Source organism: Paenibacillus sp. NRS-1760 (assembly GCF_050467785.1).
GTDB lineage: Bacteria > Bacillota > Bacilli > Paenibacillales > Paenibacillaceae > Pristimantibacillus.
Genome location: NZ_JBITPK010000008.1, coordinates 527,491 through 544,685, shown reverse-complemented (window position 1 = coordinate 544,685; position 17,195 = coordinate 527,491). Strand labels below are relative to the sequence as shown.

Genomic DNA, 17,195 nt, shown 5'->3' with positions numbered 1-17,195 from the left:
AACCCCGCATCAACCGATACGGGGTTTTGTTCGATATGTAAGTAATGATCAAAAAGGCTACTACAGGGTAACCCATCCATATTTGATCGATTGGATAACAGCTTGCGTACGGTCATCAACTTCCATCTTTTGCAAAATACTGCTCACATGGTTTTTAACCGTCTTTTCGCTAATGAATAAAAACTCTCCAATGAGCTTATTGCTCTTGCCCTCTGCCATAAGCCTTAAAACCTCTGCCTCACGGCGTGTTAATGGGCTCTCATCGCCAGCAACGAACTTAACTCCCGGTTCCTGAGCAGCTGCAGCACCTGAGACAATTCCCATCTCATCCAAATACGTCATACGGCGAAGCTGGTTAATGAGCTTGCCTGTCACTTTAGGATGGATATAGGCATGACCTTGGACAACGGAACGAATGGCGTTAATTAGCGATTCTGCCTCCATATCCTTCAGAAGGTAACCTGTAGCCCCTTTACGAAGGGTTTCGAATACATAGCTCTCATCGTCGTGGATAGATAAAATGATAACCTTAACATCAGGAAACATACTTTTTAATCGTTCAGTCGTCACGACACCGTTCTCTATAGGCATATTAATATCCATCAGGACAATCTCAGGAATGGTATGATTGCAAAACTCCAAAACTTGAATGCCGTCACCACACTCGCCGATAACTTCAAGATCGTCTTCCATATTTAGAATCCGCTTAAGTCCTTCACGAAACAGCTGGTGGTCATCCGCAAGTAAAATTTTGATTGTATTCATATTGCTTGCAGCTCTTTGGATCATCATCATCTTACTCCTTTCTAGATTCGGCAGTAGTAGGTATATCTATTATAATTTTCGTCCCTCTACCGGGATTTGAGTCTATATCCATCCTTCCCTCTATTAGCTCAATGCGTTCTCTCATCCCTACCAATCCAAAATGTGCGTTTCGAGTAGCATCCTGCTCGATTAAATCGCTGTTAAATCCAACGCCGTTGTCTTGAATTACGAGTGAAATATGCTGTGGCTGATAGTTAATCTCGAGCATTACATGTGAAGCGCTCGCATGTTTTAGTGCATTGGTAAAAGCTTCCTGAACTAAGCGGTATATCGCCGCTTCCATTGCAGAGGGCATCCGAGCTTCTTTACCTATTAGCTCGAATATGGTATGTATTTTTGTTTTCTCTTCAAAATCCTGAGTGAATTTTCGAAGAGTCGGCACAAGCCCCAAATCATCCAACGCCATCGGGCGCAAATTAAATATAATTTTGCGAATTTCCTCTAGGCCGGAGCGCACTTGTCCTTTTAAATCTACTAATTCTTCCTGCACCATCACAAATTCCTGCTTGATTAGCATACGTTCTGCAATTTCTGTTCGAAGAACGATATTTGCGAGTGATTGCGCTGGACCATCATGGATTTCTCGAGCGATCCGTTTACGCTCTTCCTCTTGCGCCAAAATAATTTTCAATCCCAGCAGCTGCCTGGTTTTGGCAGACTCAAGAATACGAGTAACCTGATTAAGATCACCCGATAAATATTCAAGTACGACATTTATTTGCGAAGCAATCGTTTCAGCACGCTCGATTGAATTTTCTACATTTCGAACACGTTTTTGCAGATCGTCTCGACGTGCTTTCAAGTAGGATTCCTTCTCGCGGTACACCATCAAATCCAGCTGGATTTGTGTAGCCTTTTCATAAGCAGACTTAATGTCATCTTCCTTGTAGCGTACGAAATCTCGGCTCACTTCTGTCAGCCTTATACGCGCACGGCGATAGTCTTGCTCCAGCTGGTCAACCTTGTCAATTGTCTTCACCGTTTCTTGAAGGACAATTTCAAGCTCCTGCTCGAGTGATTCTAGCTCCGTACGCGCGGATTCACATATTTCATAAATCTGGTATTTGCTGTCTTCCATCACTTCGATTGCGTTTTTAATGACTCGATTTATATCGACTGTAAGGTGGTCCACTGTAGATCGGCAACCTTTCTATATTAAAGGTTAATCTACTCTATCATACCACAGATTGGATATATTTCGTCCATCGTTAATCGATGGTAATCTTTTTTGCTTTCCCGTCATACCCGACCTTTAGGCCTAGTTTCTCTGAAAATAAACGGACCGGAATAAGCGTCCGATTATTACGAACGATAGGCGTAATATCTGACGATTGCAGTGCGCCATTTAAAATTAGATCCTTTTTGCCAAGTGTCATTTCCATCAGCTTATTGCCGCGAAGAACGGTGACTTGTCCCGTTTTTCCGTCAAATAACAGCTTCGCTCCCATAGCATCGGATACGAACCGGACAGGTACAAATGTCGTTCCATTCAAAACGATGGGTGCTGAATCAAGTGTAATCGCTTTTCCATTAACCGTCGCAGCTGATTTGCCTACAGTCATTACGACCTTAGTTTGTGAATCAACCGTTACGGAAGGCGGATATTGCAGCTTCATATTATCTAGTCCAATAGAACCTGTTGCAGAACGCTCATCCTGCCCTTCGGCGATCGTCACAACGTAAATTCTTTTTAGTTTAACAGGGAATTTCATCCCGACAGAGGATAAATTCATCTTCACATTCTTCCAGCCGCTCCAATCAAGCTGTTTTGCAAGATCGACAAGATGTGCTTTGCCATCCGCATCAATGAACTCTGCGCGCACCCAGTTCAGGCTGTTATCGCCATAAAGATCAACCGTCATAGAAGTAGGTGAACCCTCAATCGCACGACCGTTTGTATTAAATACTACATACGATGCCTTAGTTCCGGTGCCGTTTGTGAAATCATAATCCAGCTTTAATGCTTTCGAAGAAGCTTGACCTTGGAAATCGGATACTAAGCTTACGCTTCCTGTCGTTGTCGCAGGAGTGACTTGTGATGTAATGGGGTAGGTCGATTTTTCAAAATCCTCAAAGGTGCTCACTGCTTCCCCTTGTGTGAATGGAATCATTGTCGGAAAACCATCATAACGAGCAATGGCATACCCGGTGCTTGTACCTGCGTTAACCGACTGAACAGTTAGGTTGTCGCCACTTCTAGATGCGGTAAATCCAACAAACTCCCACTTCACGGAGTCGGCGCTAAGCTTATATGAATTTCCGTTTTTAAGCTTTACAGTAAGCGGAACAGAAACCGTTGCTCCTTTTGCCAGCACACCGGCACTCGTATCAATGGAGAGCGATGCAATTTGGTCCTGTCCAATCACTTCAATTTCTTGTTTGGTAGAGATCGCTCCTGATTTCACAGTGAGATTCGTTTTACCCGCCTTTGTGGCAGTGAATTCATTGCCTTTGAACGTGCCAATGGCTTTCTCGGTACTCCATACGGCAGATGAATTGTCTACTTCAAACGGGTTATAGTACGTGTCATAGCCTTTTAATGAATACGACGATTTTTGACCGATAAACATAACATTAGCGCCACTCACAGAAATGCCTTTCAGCGAACCTGCTGGAGCAGTTGTGAATACACCTATGCCGTTTGCAACACTTCTTTGGGTGGTGCCGTATTGCGTAGGATGCGACAGCTTCAAATCATTTGTTCCCAGTGGACGCTCGATCATCGTTGTAGAACCGCCGCCATCCAGATTGACGCCTTTATATACGCCCAGCTGCAGCATAATTTGCTGAAGCTCCTTCAAGTTTACGCCCGTATTCCCGCCGCTGCGCTCACTCGTGATCAGATATACTTTAGTGCCATCCTGTGAATAGCCAACCGCTGAACGAGATGTATAGGAAGAGCCGCTTACTCCTGTAATATCGCGTGAGAATGGAGCTACTGCGCCCGCATTGACTAATAGCGTATGACCGCCTGCCATCATTTCAAATGAGTTCGGATCAACCTTCGCTCCTGTCGTTTGCGAAACGAGCGCATAATCCGCATTGATCGTTTGCCCAACCTGTAAATGCTCCTTCACATAATTAGCAGCAAGGCCATGCGACCGGAGTATGTATCCATCAGCAGGTGCTTGACCTGCGATTGCTTTATCGATTGAAATCTCCTCAATTACGCCATTGCGAACTAATACTTCGGTAGGCGTGGAGCCTGAGTTTTTCGGGCGTTCTGTACCGCCCCAAGCACTTGTATAGATATACATCATATTGACATGGCTATAATTTGAGCCCGTTGTCTCCGGAATATAAGCAGATTGGTTAAGCCCTTCCAGCGGGAAGGTAGAGCCATCTGCTGCCGTTACTTGGCCATTGAAGCTATAGTTGTCAATCATCGGTTTGCGGTCTTTAGAAACCGAGAATGCGTACATCCCCTTCAGCTTTGCAGGACTAGACATAAACATGCCGCTTGCGATTTGCCCTCCAAGCGGGGCACCCTCATTACCCATTACGAATACGTCTGCATTAATGCCAGCTACGGCTCCGTTTTCTTTTGTCATATTAAGTATTGTATTTAATTGACCTATGCTATTATTTTTTCCACTCATCGCATTTATGGATACGTAGGGATTTGTAAGATCGATTTCAATGACATGCACATCGGTTTGCACCTTTGAGCTGCCGCGCGTCGTTTGGAATACGTAGTCAAGGCGCTTAGCACCTGCTGTGATAAATGATTGCTGTGAAAGCTTAAGCGTAGGGTCAGCAGCAGCCTCTGCTGATTGAATGACTGCCGTCTGCCAGCTGCTAGGCAAGATTGAAGCTAAAGGCTGTACGAGCAGTGCTCCACCTAATACGACGATTATAACCCGTTTTCCTATGCCTTCTGACTGCCGATCTATGATTTTTTGAAACTTACTCATTAGATTTACAACTCTCCCATCCATTAATCTATTAGTTATAGACTACAAGAGTAGTAGAAAAGTTACGCATGATAGAAGACTGCTATCGCTTTCTATAGGGTGATAGATATCAGCTATGTACATCGTGGAAATGAATGACATAAAAAAAGCAGCTCGCCGTTTAGGCGAGCTGCTCTGCTTTGGTTCATTTATTATGACGAAAGAAATTTCACCTTCTGCAGTAAACGAAGAAGCATAACCGTTCCTTCTGCGCGAGTTGCATTGGTTTGAGGGCTCAATGTTGTTGCTGTTTTACCGCTAATCACACCAATGTACACTGATTTCGCCATGTCTGTCTGCGCCCAAGCGCCAACCTTGCCTCGATCCGTATACTTCTTGAGATAAGTTGCGGCCGATTCTGGCAGCTGCACCGTTAGACCAGCAACCTTCGCTGCTCTAATCATCATAACGGCCATTTCCTGACGTGTAATCGGGTTGTTTGGCTTGAAGGTGCCGTCCGTATTGCCAGCGACGATACCAGCCGCTGAGGCGGCTCCAATATACGCCCCCATCGCTGTGTTTGCATTTACATCCTTGAACTTAGCTGCTGCACTCCTGTCGCTGCTGAGGCCAAGCCCTTTAGCGATATAGGTCGCAAATTCACCTCGTGTAATAGCCTTCTCTGGTTCAAACTTCGTTGCCGAGCGCCCTTCCACGATGAATTTGCGCGACATGATATGGATAGCAGAAGCTGCCCAATGCTTCGATAGATCGGAGAAGCTGGATGAATTGCTAACAAGCGCATAAGCGCTGTTTCCTTTTCTTTTAAAAGTTGCAGTCGTCTTCCCGCCGCTTGTCGTAAGATCGGTCGGAACATAGGAGAGCCCTCCTGTTGTTGGATCGAACCATACTACGGCAGTATTTTTAAAATCCGCATTTTGATACGTCTGAATTGTTCTTGAAACATAACCGCTAAAATCATTGAATGGTTTTTGAATCGACCCACTCACAGCATTAATATCAAAATGATAAGGACCTGCAAGCAAGCTTGTATTTGAGCTATTAATTTTTGTGCTGATACTTCCAGTTAGCGTTGATAACCCTTGGTCAATCCGAATGATTAATTGACCAGTCGCGCTATTACCGTTTAGTAACGTATTGATTTTCATATAATCTGCTGCATTTAATTGCAGCTCATATGTGACATCTCCATATTGAACAGCAAATATCGAGTTCGAATTCAAGCGATACGCTGCGTCAAGCGCATTGATTGGAACAGCTACAATAGCAGATCTCTCTGATGCTGGCACTTTAAAGGCTACACGGGGACTAGTTAAGCCAGCTGCGCGTGCCGTCTGGAAAGCAGTAAGGAGCTTATCATTCGATAAGGTATATCGGTTGGCTTGAACACCAGCAGGCGATACGTCAAACATTGTCGTTGCTGCCGTTGTTTTCAAGCCGATGCCGCCGCCATCAGACGTTTCAAAGTCACCTGATAACCCATCAAGTATCGTCGTTTGGTTCGCAGCGTTTATGTTCGTAAAGCTATTGATCGTTGAACCGCTGTTTGTTCGAAGCCCTGACGCAGATGAATAGTAAGTTACTGAAACCGTCTCTCCTATGGCAAAAGGAGAGGTTAACGTTAGTATAACGGACGATCCGCTAACATCTACCCTCGATATCGATTTAACAGAATTACTTGCGTTAACAGCAAACTGAACAGTAGAAGGTACGTAGCTTGTATTTAATGATTCTGCAAAATTAATCGTAAGTGTAGAGCCTTTTGCAATGACGCCATAAATGTTGCCATTTTGCCCTCCGCTGCCTCCACCACCTGTGGTTACATTGTTAAAGGAAGGTGCTGCATTGCCTGCAAGATCTGTTATTAACGTTACTGATGCCAAGTAGGAAACTGCCGTAATTTGGCTTCCTGTTACTGCTGATGAAAGAGTCAACAAAACTGTGCTTCCAGAAATCCGAACCTGAATAACAGAGCGCGCAATATTATCTACCAGAACATAAAATTGCCCCACTGATGGAACGCTTTGTGGATTTAAACTTTTATTATAGCTCAGCGTAACAATATTACTGCTCACACTAATGGACTGAAGATTAGGTGTACCTGTGTCTGGCGTACTATAGAGGCTGTAGTTATTAAATGCAGCCAAATAATTGCCTGCCGTATCACGGATGGGATACGTGCCCGGAGCATAGGTCACATAGACGTTCTGGTAATTTTGTATCGAGCCATTAATCGTTAACAAAATATTGCCGCCTGTGCTTGAGATCGAGGTTGTACTGTAATTTACTCCGCCCGCATTAACCGTAAATTGCAAATAGGCGTAGCTGTTCACGGTCGCTAGATCCTTGTTAAAAGATAAAGTAATCGCTGTACCCGAAGCATTCCCGCTTACAATGGTTGGTGCAGAGACATCCTTAGCACCTGATACGTCCTGATTTGCAATACTAATCGCTTCATTTCCTGAAGTATCTTGAATTGGGCTAACTGCTGCTTTGGAATAAGAGAGCTTCACCACTTGTCCGGCCACAATAGGGCTCGATAACGTTAGAATGACTGTTTCTCCGCGAACTTGAACACCGACAACAGAACGAGGCGCTCCATTAACTGTCGCATAAAAGCTTCCTGTCGAAGGCACCGCGTGCACATTCAGATCTTCATTATAGGTCATCGTAATCGTTGATCCGCTCCACTCGAGCTTGCTTAATGTAGGAGCTGTCGTATCAGAACCAAATGATTGAAAAGTCCATTGATATTCATTTAATATTCCAGCAAAACTATTGCCAGCCAAATCGGTTACTGCACTCGCATCAATCGTTACATAATAAGAAGTTTTTGCAGTGAATGGCTGTGTTGGCGCTATGACTAACACATTATTATTGTTGCCATCTACATAATAGTTTGCCATGATCGGCTGCAGTGATTTGTCCCCAATTGGGTTAAAAAGGATTGAACCCGTTGCACCCTTTTTTATCGGTTCGCTAAACGTCGCTGTAAAAGCTTGATTTAGCCCTACTGAAACCGCATTGTTAAGCGGGTTCAATAAAGAAAGCGTTGGTCTTACCGTGTCTTGAGAAACCGTAAAAGACCAATACGTCGATGAGGATATTCCTGCAAAATGATTTCCTGCTGCATCACGAATAGCCCGGTTTCCAATCGTTATATAGTATTTCGTATTGTTGACGAAAGCTTTCTCAGACTCTCCGTTTATCGCTTTATTGGGGTCTATCGTTATCTGATAGGTACCGCCGCCAGTCACGCGTTCCGAAGTAATTGGAATAGTTCGGAACAAGGATCCTGTTGCAGTTTCTCTTATTTCAATGACTCCGCTGCTTGGGAAGACCGGTTCATTAAAATTAATTTTGAGTACAGAATTTAAGCTGGTGATAGATCCATTCGCAACCGGCAGTAATTCTGTTGCAAGAGGCGGAGTAGTTTCATAACCCGGGTCTGTACTAAAATTCCAAACGGATGCTCCAGCAATACCGTGATACCATTGAGATCCATTCGGATCTGTCTGGGTGAAGGCTCCAGCATCAATTAATACATAATAAGCTGTATTCGGTTCAAAGTTAGAGCTTGGCGTTATTTTTACTTGATTTTTGGTAACTGTAATTCTCGAAGAAAGAGCACTAAAACGCTCAAAAGTAGTATTATTGCTAATTCTGCGTATTTCAATATATTTGTCCGCACGTGCTTGTATAGCTTTATCAAAAGTTATGAACAGCTCTGAGTTGACCGGAACAGAGGTAGCATTATCTGCCGGAACAAATGGTGCAGATACGTTGACCGGTGCTGCGTCCGTTGTAAAAACCCATGATGTGCCGTAATACAGGTTCCCCGCTGCATCTTGAAATGCAGTATCTGGAATTGTAACGGTGTATGCTGTATTAGGCTGCAGCGCAGCAGGTGGTTGAATGACGATTAGGTTCGTTCCGCTTCCTCTTACCGCGTTAGATGTAACAGCAATGGTACGGCTGTCCTCAACCGAGCTAATTTGAATGTTGCCACTTGCAACATAAACAGGCTCATTAAATGAAATCGTAATCGGTGTAGTCACCGCAATTGGAGCGACTGTTGGCGACAAGCCCGTATGAGAAGGCCTGGTTACATCAACTTCAGCAACAGTACGAAAATTCCAGCTGCTAGCACTTTTTATACCGGCATAACCAACACCATTGGATTGATTAACAAAAGCACCGGCATCTACCAATATGTAATAATTCGTGTTCAAAGCAAAATTATTAGACGGATCTATTGTCACGACACGCTGTGATGAATCAATAGTAATTCGATTAGACGATAGAGGTATACTCTCTACCAAATTGCTTGTTGCATAGTCATAAATATTAATAGACGTTGAACTAGAGCCTTTGCTTACATTTTCATCAAAGGTCATCTTTAAATCAGCGGAGATCGATACGTTAATTAGATCGTCGGCTGGGCTCAAACTAAGTACGACGGGACCGGAAGCCGCTGCCGCCGCTTGCTGCGGAGCCGATGACCAGCCTGCTAGGCTTAATTGGAGCAACAGCATAACAGCGATAAACGAAGATAGCTTGCTCGTTCGATTCATTTCAATTCACTCCTCAAAAAATTACACTCGTACCTTATTTGTCGGTTACTAAGCATGAAAAATTTAGGTTAAACTACTTTTTTGTACCGAATGAATAACAAAAAAGCCGTCCATGAAGTAGTCATACTACTTTGTGGACAGCTTTTTTAGCCTAGAAAGGCTTTTATATTGTATATCGAATCTTAAACTCCGCTTTGAACGCCAGCGTCTGCTTTAAGCTTCTCCGCTTTATCAACGCGTTCCCAAGGAAGATCAACATCTGTACGGCCGAAGTGACCATAAGCAGCTGTTTGTCTGTAAATTGGGCGACGTAGATCAAGCATTTTGATAATGCCTGCAGGGCGAAGGTCAAAGTTGCTAGTGATGATATCAACAAGTTTATCTTCACCAATTTTGCCTGTTCCATACGTATCTACGTTAATTGATACCGGTTGAGCAACACCAATTGCGTAAGCCAGTTGGATTTCGCATTTGTCTGCAAGTCCTGCAGCTACGATATTCTTAGCTACATAACGGGCAGCATAAGCTGCTGAACGGTCAACTTTTGTAGGATCCTTGCCGGAGAATGCGCCGCCGCCATGACGAGCGTAGCCGCCATACGTGTCAACGATAATTTTACGGCCAGTTAGACCAGCATCACCTTGAGGTCCGCCAATTACGAAGCGGCCAGTTGGATTAATGAAGTATTTTGTATCAGCATCAAGCCATTCCACTGGAACAACCGGCTTAATAACATGCTCAAGAATATCTTTTTGGATTTGCTCAAGCGTGATTTCTTCCGCATGTTGTGTAGAAACGACAATGGTATCTACGCGAACAGGTTTACCGTCTGCGTATTCAATTGTAACTTGCGTTTTACCGTCTGGACGAAGGTAAGCAAGCGTCTCGTTTTTACGTACTTCAGACAAGCGGCGAGCGATACGGTGAGATAGCGCAATTGGAAGCGGCATAAGCTCAGGTGTTTCGTTTGTAGCAAAACCAAACATTAGACCTTGGTCGCCTGCACCAATATCTTCGTTTTCTTGCTTCATATCTTTGCCATCACGAGTTTCTAGTGCAGCGTTAACGCCTTGCGCAATGTCAGCGGACTGCTCATTGAGCGAAGTCAAAACTGCACATGTACTGGAGTCAAAGCCGTATTTGGCACGTGTATAACCGATTTCTTTAATCGTACGGCGTGCAATTGAAGAAATATCAATAAAATCAGCACGGCTGCTAATTTCACCAATAACAAGTACAAGACCTGTTGCTACAGAAACCTCACAAGCTACACGCGCGTATGGATCTGCTTCTAGAAATGCATCTAAGACAGCATCGGATATTTGATCACAGATCTTATCCGGATGGCCTTCAGTAACTGATTCTGATGTAAACAAATGGCGTCCTTTAACCGACATCCGTATCAACCTCCTACAACCTTAGTATGATATAAGTGCGGACATTCTACACAAAAAATGAACCTTTTCCCGTAGGAAAAGGTTGTTTTACAACTCTTCTAAAACAGTATGATACCGAAAATGTCGCTTTGTGTCAATGGACGCCGGAATTTCCAATAATTATTGATAACCGCCAAGCACCGATTCTGCTTGAGCTATCAGCCTTTTGGTGATCTCTCCGCCCACTGAACCAGCTTGCCTCGTTGACAATGCTGACCAGTGTACGCTGTGGCCTCCGGCTCCAGAGGATGCTCCTAGTTCGCCAGCAAACTCAGTGTCCGCTCCTTCGCTTGCATAGCCGCCTGAGGTTAAACCAAATTCTGCAGCAATTTCATATTTCAGTTGATTTAATGCTGCTTTACTTGTTGGTACTACTACTTTATTCGAACGACTCATAAATGACACCTCCAAAGAATGTAGGAACACAATTGTATTGTGCATCCTTTCATGTTCTTTAAAGCGTATAATCTATTGTCATTTCGGGTAAAATGTTGAACATCCATCCATATTATTGCAAGCTGTATTTCCCTTTAACCAATACCGTCAAGCCATTCTTTTGATTAGGATCTGGCAATATGCCGCGGCCCTCACGTGGGAAAAGCAATAAATGGTTGGTTGGAACAGCTTTCCCTTTAGTTAAATCCGTACCGCCAGTTAGATCAGCTATACCGCTTGCGTCAGAGCTGTAAGCAATTGCCTTGCCTACACGTACAATGACCTCTGTGCCTTGGCCAGCCATTAGCGTCTTGCCAGCTGGCACTGTGACAACTTCTAGCGCGGTGTCCGCGACAGGAGTCGTCGTACCGCCTCCAGGAGTGCCTCCGCCTAGCTTGGCTAGTTGTTCATCCACATAACTTTTGGTGACAACAGGATCTTCTACAGAGCCCGGAGTCAGCGCATTCGATTCCGCTTCAAGCGGTGATGCAAAGTTTACGCCGACCCACACACCAGCTCCTACTAAAACAACTGCAATTAAACCGCGTATTACCTTTTTCTTCACTTTTGGAAGTCTCCTCTCTATCTCTCATCTCCTATAAAGATACTAGATTTACTTAGGAGAAACCAGTTTTTTATAAGTTTAGTGCTTTCCGTCTAGCCAGTTAATTGATGAAGAGAATGAAATAGGCATTGTAGCTAATTTTTTTCTATTACCGTTAAAAGTCTCATAGATATTCAATTGATAGTTCTCCCAAAGCAATGTATCTCCCATTTCTTTATCAGGATCGCTATAATTGGCTCCAACTTTCCACTTCACGCTTTTTTCAGCTTTTCCATCAAGATCTATCACTTGTGAAATAAGAACTTGTTTTGTTTCCTCATGTTCAATTTCAAATAACAATTGTGATTGTGTGTATCCATCAAAATTAACATCCTTTTGAACATTGCCTCCAACCTTGATATCCATTCTCGTACCGTTCATCCATACATTAAAGAAATTCATATCCACGGTATACGGTCCAACCTTCAATCCCGTAAAGTTGCTACTAGCTGACTTCTCTTCTGGCAAAGTAAATTGCGCTGCTCGCAAGAATCCCTTTGCGGTTGCAGTTCCTTGCAATAAACCATTATCATCAAATGCTTCACCCATTAATAGTTGAATACCTGAGCGATCTACATTTTGCGGTAATTCTGTCCATACGATGAGCTGATCTTTACTTTCTGATTTAATCGTGTTTGTTGCTTTCGTGAATTTGGCTTCATAAAGATTTCCATCTGTAGTTTTAAAGTACCCTGCTAGTAATGGAAGTGATCCAATTCTTTTTTGTTTATTTGTCAACTCAACGAATACGGCGAACATATCCGCTTTGTCTCCACTATATGTTTTAACATCAGTAACAAGGGCATTATATGGAGCCCCGTTATTTTGCTGAACAAATACAGAACCTAAATCTACTTGCTTAACAGGTACGATCGTTGATTTTGTAAGCTCTCCAATTTCCGTAATCGTTTCTCCCGTTTTCTGTGATAGTTTCAGTTTAAACTTCTTCCATGAATAGTTGTACGGAATCGATCCAACATAACTAATCGTTGTCGATGCGCCTGGAGCTAGTCCAATGTCGCCGACTTTCTTAATCGCTTTGCCATTCAACTTAATATTGTCATCAACAAGGAGCAAACCTGATAATTCAGGTAATGGTAAATACACAGATCCATTGTTTCTCACAATTAAATCAGCAATGACATTGTCATCATTATTCCAAGGAAATCTCTGTACTGCATTTAATTCCACTTCATATGTACCATCATCATTGGTAAATGTTGTTTTGGTTGAAGTAGACGTTGTTGTAGTTACTTTGAATGGAGTATCAAACACGACAACCGGTATTTCAACTTTATTAGTTTCAACGCCAACATTATTAGTAACAATAAGTTTCCAGCCAGTTTTCGCAACAGACAAAGGGATGGATCCCGTCAACTGAACGGCATTAAGTACGGATGGTTCTAATGTCAGTGTTTCATCTGTTTTATTTCTTAAAGCCAGCTTATATAAGCCTTTAGGCGTTTGGGCATAATAGTTATATTGCGGTAATGGTACACCGAATTTCCCTGTATTTCGTGCTACATAAGTCAAATTAACATTATAGTTTTTTGCAGACTTTGTTATATTAATTTGATCAATGCGCAAGTTGACTAAAGAGTTATTAACTAGCACACCCTGATAGCCACCTGCTTTAACAAAGTTAGAGTATCCTTTTGGAAAAGTATACTGCCCAATCGTTTTTTCATATCCAGAAACGCTAAAATCAAATTTTATAATATTTACAACGAGTTGATCTAATGTAACTTTTGATCCAACTTCACTATAGTAAGTTAAAGTTGTTGTTGTTTTGGGTAAAGCCTTCTTTTTTTTGTCGGCTTCAAGTAAGGTCAACGTATATTTTGTTCCTCCCGTTGTCTTTAATCGGGCCCAATAATCGACCAAGTTAATTGCGCTGCTGTCGCCATTATAAATGGTAAAAGTAAAGCTAGCGGTTGCTCCGGTTGCACTTGGAATTAAATTCGCATCTGTTAATTGAATATAGGATGACTTTGTAATACTTACCCTCTTAAAAACATTGGAAGCCGTTGCAGCCTCAACTGACTTTGGTACAGGTACTGCGCTTACCAGTACCACTAATGCAAGAAAGAACGATAGTATCATAGACATTCTTTTTAAACTCTTCTGCATTTTCATTTCACTCCGTATCTTTTGGTATACATATCTAGACGCAAACATTTACCAATAAGTTTCGCATAAAAATAAATTCCTTCATATTCTCCTTTCGCAACAATAATGAATATATCCTAATTAAAATATAACCTTTTATTATGAACGATGTATGAACAAAAAAAAGGCTGAGAGACGAGCTCTCAGCCTTCTTCCATCATGCGAACATGATTACTATTTTCTTTTTACTACGATTACAGCAGCTTCTTTATGATTTACATCATAAACGCTACCAGTTTCAGCTACAGTTACGCTAGCAACTGTTGTGCTGTTTGCAATAGTACCATTTTGCTCTTTAACATCTGTGTAGTTACCTGTGTAAATCTTGTTGCCATCTGCAGACACTACGTATACAACAGTGTTAGGAGTAATGATGTAGTTACCGTTGTTGCTACCAAATGTGTTTTCATTTTGGTTAGCTGCAATGGATACTGAAGTTAATGAAGTTCCAACCACAGCTGCAGTATCATAAAGTTTGCTTGTGTTAGGAAGATCAGTCAATTTAACGATTGTGTTTTTAAGAGTACCATCAATGCTAGTGAAAGCATCGCCAGTTACTTCAGTTGTAACATCTTGACCATTTACGTTCAATACAACATTGTACGTAGAAGTAGTTGCTGAAGTAGCAGTTTTGTTAGCTGATACGAACAAGCCGTAGATTGCTGGAGCTGTTTCTGCGTTTGCATCTGTATCAGTTTTCAAAATGATGTAGTTAGCAGTAGCACCTGAAGCATTTACATATACTTTATCTGCTTTTGTTACTTGTGCAAGTGTACCAACTACCAATTTACGATCTTCAAGTTTAGTTGCATTAAGCTTAGTAGCATCAATTACAACAGTGTTTGCATTGACGATGTATTTAGTAGTTTCAGTTGAAGTAGTATCAAGAACGATTTCTGTAGCAGATGCTTTAGAAACATTGAATCCAGCACCTTCTACATCAGTTTTAGCAGTAACACCAGTAAGCTTAGCATCAGTGAATACCAATTCTACCAATTGGTACTCAAGTGGAGCAAATGTTGTAAGAGCAACATCAGTGTACTTCACTTCGTTTTTGTTAGCTTTAACGTCAAAGTAAGTTACTTTAGTTTTGCTAACAATCGCTTCGTTTTCAAGGATTTGAGCTGTTTTAGCTTCAAGGATTACTACGTATGGTTTGTTTACAGCTGCTTCTGGAGCAGTTGCTTTAACGATTTTGCCGTCTGCGCTAAGTAGAAGAGTAAACTCTTTACCAATGTTTGCAGCGATCAATGTAGCTGTGTTATCAGATGCAGCTTTGTCCGCTTTCTCATACACTTTACCAGCAACAGTGTATTTAGCAGTACCATTTGTAGTACCTACAGCTTCAAGTTTACCTGTAGCTGTGCTACGAACTGCATTAACTTTGATAGCAACGTTACCGGATTTGGAAACAGCGCTGATTACATCGTCTTTTTTCAGGTCAGTAACTTTAGCTACTTTACCGTCAATAGTTACAGATGTAGCATCATTGATGAATGCGCTAGTTTGGTTCGTGTTAACACGAGCATCACGGTAAGCATTTTTCTCTTCAACCGAAGTTACAAGAGCATCTTTGATAGACCATTTTTCAGCAGTTGCAACGCGAACTTGATCGTTAACCAAGTACAATGTTACAGTGTCGCCTGTGCTTGCAGATGTAATTGCTGTTTCTTCACCGTTTACGAAGTAAACTGTGCTAGCAACAGTAGCTTTTGTTTTAACTTCTGAACCTACTTTGATTTTAACGGAACCAGCAACTTGGCCAGCTTCCAAAGTACCAGTCAATGTAGCAGAAGTATCTTGTGCATCAGTGATTGCAAGAACTTTACCGTCTTTGTTCTTAACAACTGTTACGTTGTGACCAAGCAAATCAACTAGTGATTTACCGCCAGTAACGATGAAGTTAGAAGCAGTTGCGATAGTGTCAGTTTTCAACTCGTCGTTACCTGCAGTGTTTTTCTGAGTCCAGCGAAGTTTAACTTTGCCGTCAACTACAGAACCTGCAAGAAGCTCAGCTGAAGATGAGTTACCAAGTTTGGAAATCAATGTGCTGTTGGAAAGTACTTCGTTACCATCAACATTGTATGAAACCAATTTAGCGTTAAGAGTGTTAGAAGTCAGTTGAGCTACAACACCACGAAGTGCTTTTGCACCAACGTTAAGATCAACGTTGTTGAACAAGCTAAGGTCTTGTGCTTTCAATAGGTAGTTATAAGGCCATACGCCTGACAACTTCTTCTCTTGGTAACCAAGGGAACGAACCAATACCGCAACAACTTCTTCAAACTTAACTGCATCACTTGGACGGAAGTTTTTAGTACCTGCGTCACCCAAGATGAAACCTTTAGTTGCAGCTGCGTTGATGTAGCCTGTGTACCAAACGTTTGCTTTAACATCTTTGAACGTTGGTTTAACATTTTGCATCAATTTAGCTGCGCCTTCGTTACCAGAACCGATAACGATTACTTTTGCCAATTCAGCGCGAGTAATTGTGTTGTCTGGTTTAAATGTACCATCTTCATAACCTGCAATGATTCCTAGTGCAGTTAGTTCTTCAACTGCTGATTGTACCGGTTTGCCAACAACATCAGATGGTGTTGCTGCAAAAGCTGGAACTGATAATGGTAGTACTAGCGCAGTAGCTAGCACAAATGCTGCTATTTTTTTCTTCATAACCTTTATTTCTCCTCCTCTAAATACGTGCGGTTGTTGAGAGTTTTGTTTAAATAGTGAATTGCTCTTTTCCCTCATAGCCGATTCACCCCCTTTCCAGAGTTGAGCACAGATTTGATATAAATGATGTCTACAATCATGATAAACCCATTTGTAAAATCATGTCGTAGAAACTTGTAAAAAATGCGAGAACATTGCTAGAGTCACGGCACCACTTTAACATTATACAATGGGCAGGTCGTACCGTAAAGAGGAAGTTGAGAATTCATTCCAATTTGTTTCCAGCATGAGTAGGTCTCGCGCATCAAATCATGTGTTTGTTACAACGTCATGTATTTAAACGCACGTGACAATGAAAAGTTGCGATGTTCTTAAAAAAACTTTAAAAGTTTTTTCTTTTTCCGTTTTTTCTTAATTATGTACATCTAACTGTAATCTACTCCCTGCTTTGTTAGTATAGCTTGTTTTCATAGAGCTCGTCGATGCTAAACATTTTCCATGGATAAAGTTTCTCATGGGATGCAAATGCTTTGATGCCGTAAAAAAACTGGCCGCAGAAAAAATC

General features: G+C 42.1%; 9 protein-coding genes. All 9 read right to left on the bottom strand.

Annotated elements, in window-relative coordinates; all coding sequences use genetic code 11:
• Positions 1-60: 60 nt before the first annotated feature.
• Positions 61-789, bottom strand: a complete 729-nt coding sequence (locus tag ACIFSR_RS09505) for a response regulator (RefSeq protein WP_430057098.1) — start codon at positions 787-789, stop codon at positions 61-63.
• A gap of 7 nt (positions 790-796) precedes the next feature.
• Positions 797-1,957, bottom strand: a complete 1,161-nt coding sequence (locus ACIFSR_RS09500; protein ID WP_339205370.1) for a sensor histidine kinase — start codon at positions 1,955-1,957, stop codon at positions 797-799.
• Between the two features lie 76 nt (positions 1,958-2,033).
• The gene (locus ACIFSR_RS09495) at positions 2,034-4,739 is read right to left on the bottom strand and encodes a stalk domain-containing protein (protein WP_430056944.1); all 2,706 of its coding nucleotides are present in this window, start codon (positions 4,737-4,739) and stop codon (positions 2,034-2,036) included.
• A gap of 191 nt (positions 4,740-4,930) precedes the next feature.
• Entirely contained in the window at positions 4,931-9,313 is a 4,383-nt protein-coding gene (locus tag ACIFSR_RS09490; RefSeq protein WP_430056942.1) for an Ig-like domain-containing protein, read from the bottom strand.
• A gap of 182 nt (positions 9,314-9,495) precedes the next feature.
• Positions 9,496-10,710 (bottom strand): methionine adenosyltransferase, encoded by a 1,215-nt coding sequence (gene metK, locus ACIFSR_RS09485; RefSeq protein ID WP_430056938.1) that lies wholly within the window; start codon positions 10,708-10,710, stop codon positions 9,496-9,498.
• Positions 10,711-10,869: 159 nt separating this feature from the next.
• The gene (locus ACIFSR_RS09480) at positions 10,870-11,145 is read right to left on the bottom strand and encodes a small, acid-soluble spore protein, alpha/beta type (RefSeq protein WP_430056936.1); all 276 of its coding nucleotides are present in this window, start codon (positions 11,143-11,145) and stop codon (positions 10,870-10,872) included.
• 112 nt (positions 11,146-11,257) lie between these two features.
• Positions 11,258-11,749, bottom strand: a complete 492-nt coding sequence (locus ACIFSR_RS09475; RefSeq protein ID WP_430056933.1) for a hypothetical protein — start codon at positions 11,747-11,749, stop codon at positions 11,258-11,260.
• A gap of 78 nt (positions 11,750-11,827) precedes the next feature.
• Positions 11,828-13,918, bottom strand: a complete 2,091-nt coding sequence (locus ACIFSR_RS09470; RefSeq protein ID WP_430056930.1) for a hypothetical protein — start codon at positions 13,916-13,918, stop codon at positions 11,828-11,830.
• A gap of 213 nt (positions 13,919-14,131) precedes the next feature.
• Positions 14,132-16,708, bottom strand: coding sequence for an S-layer homology domain-containing protein (locus tag ACIFSR_RS09465; RefSeq protein WP_430056928.1), 2,577 nt, complete (start codon positions 16,706-16,708; stop codon positions 14,132-14,134).
• Positions 16,709-17,195: the final 487 nt, after the last annotated feature.

Coding starts and splice junctions, on each gene's coding strand:
- ACIFSR_RS09495 (WP_430056944.1), bottom strand. CDS start 4,739: ATGAGTAAGTTTCAAAAAATCATAGATCGGCAGTCAGAAGGCATAGGA.
- ACIFSR_RS09480 (WP_430056936.1), bottom strand. CDS start 11,145: ATGAGTCGTTCGAATAAAGTAGTAGTACCAACAAGTAAAGCAGCATTA.
- ACIFSR_RS09470 (WP_430056930.1), bottom strand. CDS start 13,918: ATGCAGAAGAGTTTAAAAAGAATGTCTATGATACTATCGTTCTTTCTT.
- ACIFSR_RS09490 (WP_430056942.1), bottom strand. CDS start 9,313: ATGAATCGAACGAGCAAGCTATCTTCGTTTATCGCTGTTATGCTGTTG.
- metK (WP_430056938.1), bottom strand. CDS start 10,710: ATGTCGGTTAAAGGACGCCATTTGTTTACATCAGAATCAGTTACTGAA.
- ACIFSR_RS09505 (WP_430057098.1), bottom strand. CDS start 789: ATGATCCAAAGAGCTGCAAGCAATATGAATACAATCAAAATTTTACTT.
- ACIFSR_RS09465 (WP_430056928.1), bottom strand. CDS start 16,708: ATGAGGGAAAAGAGCAATTCACTATTTAAACAAAACTCTCAACAACCG.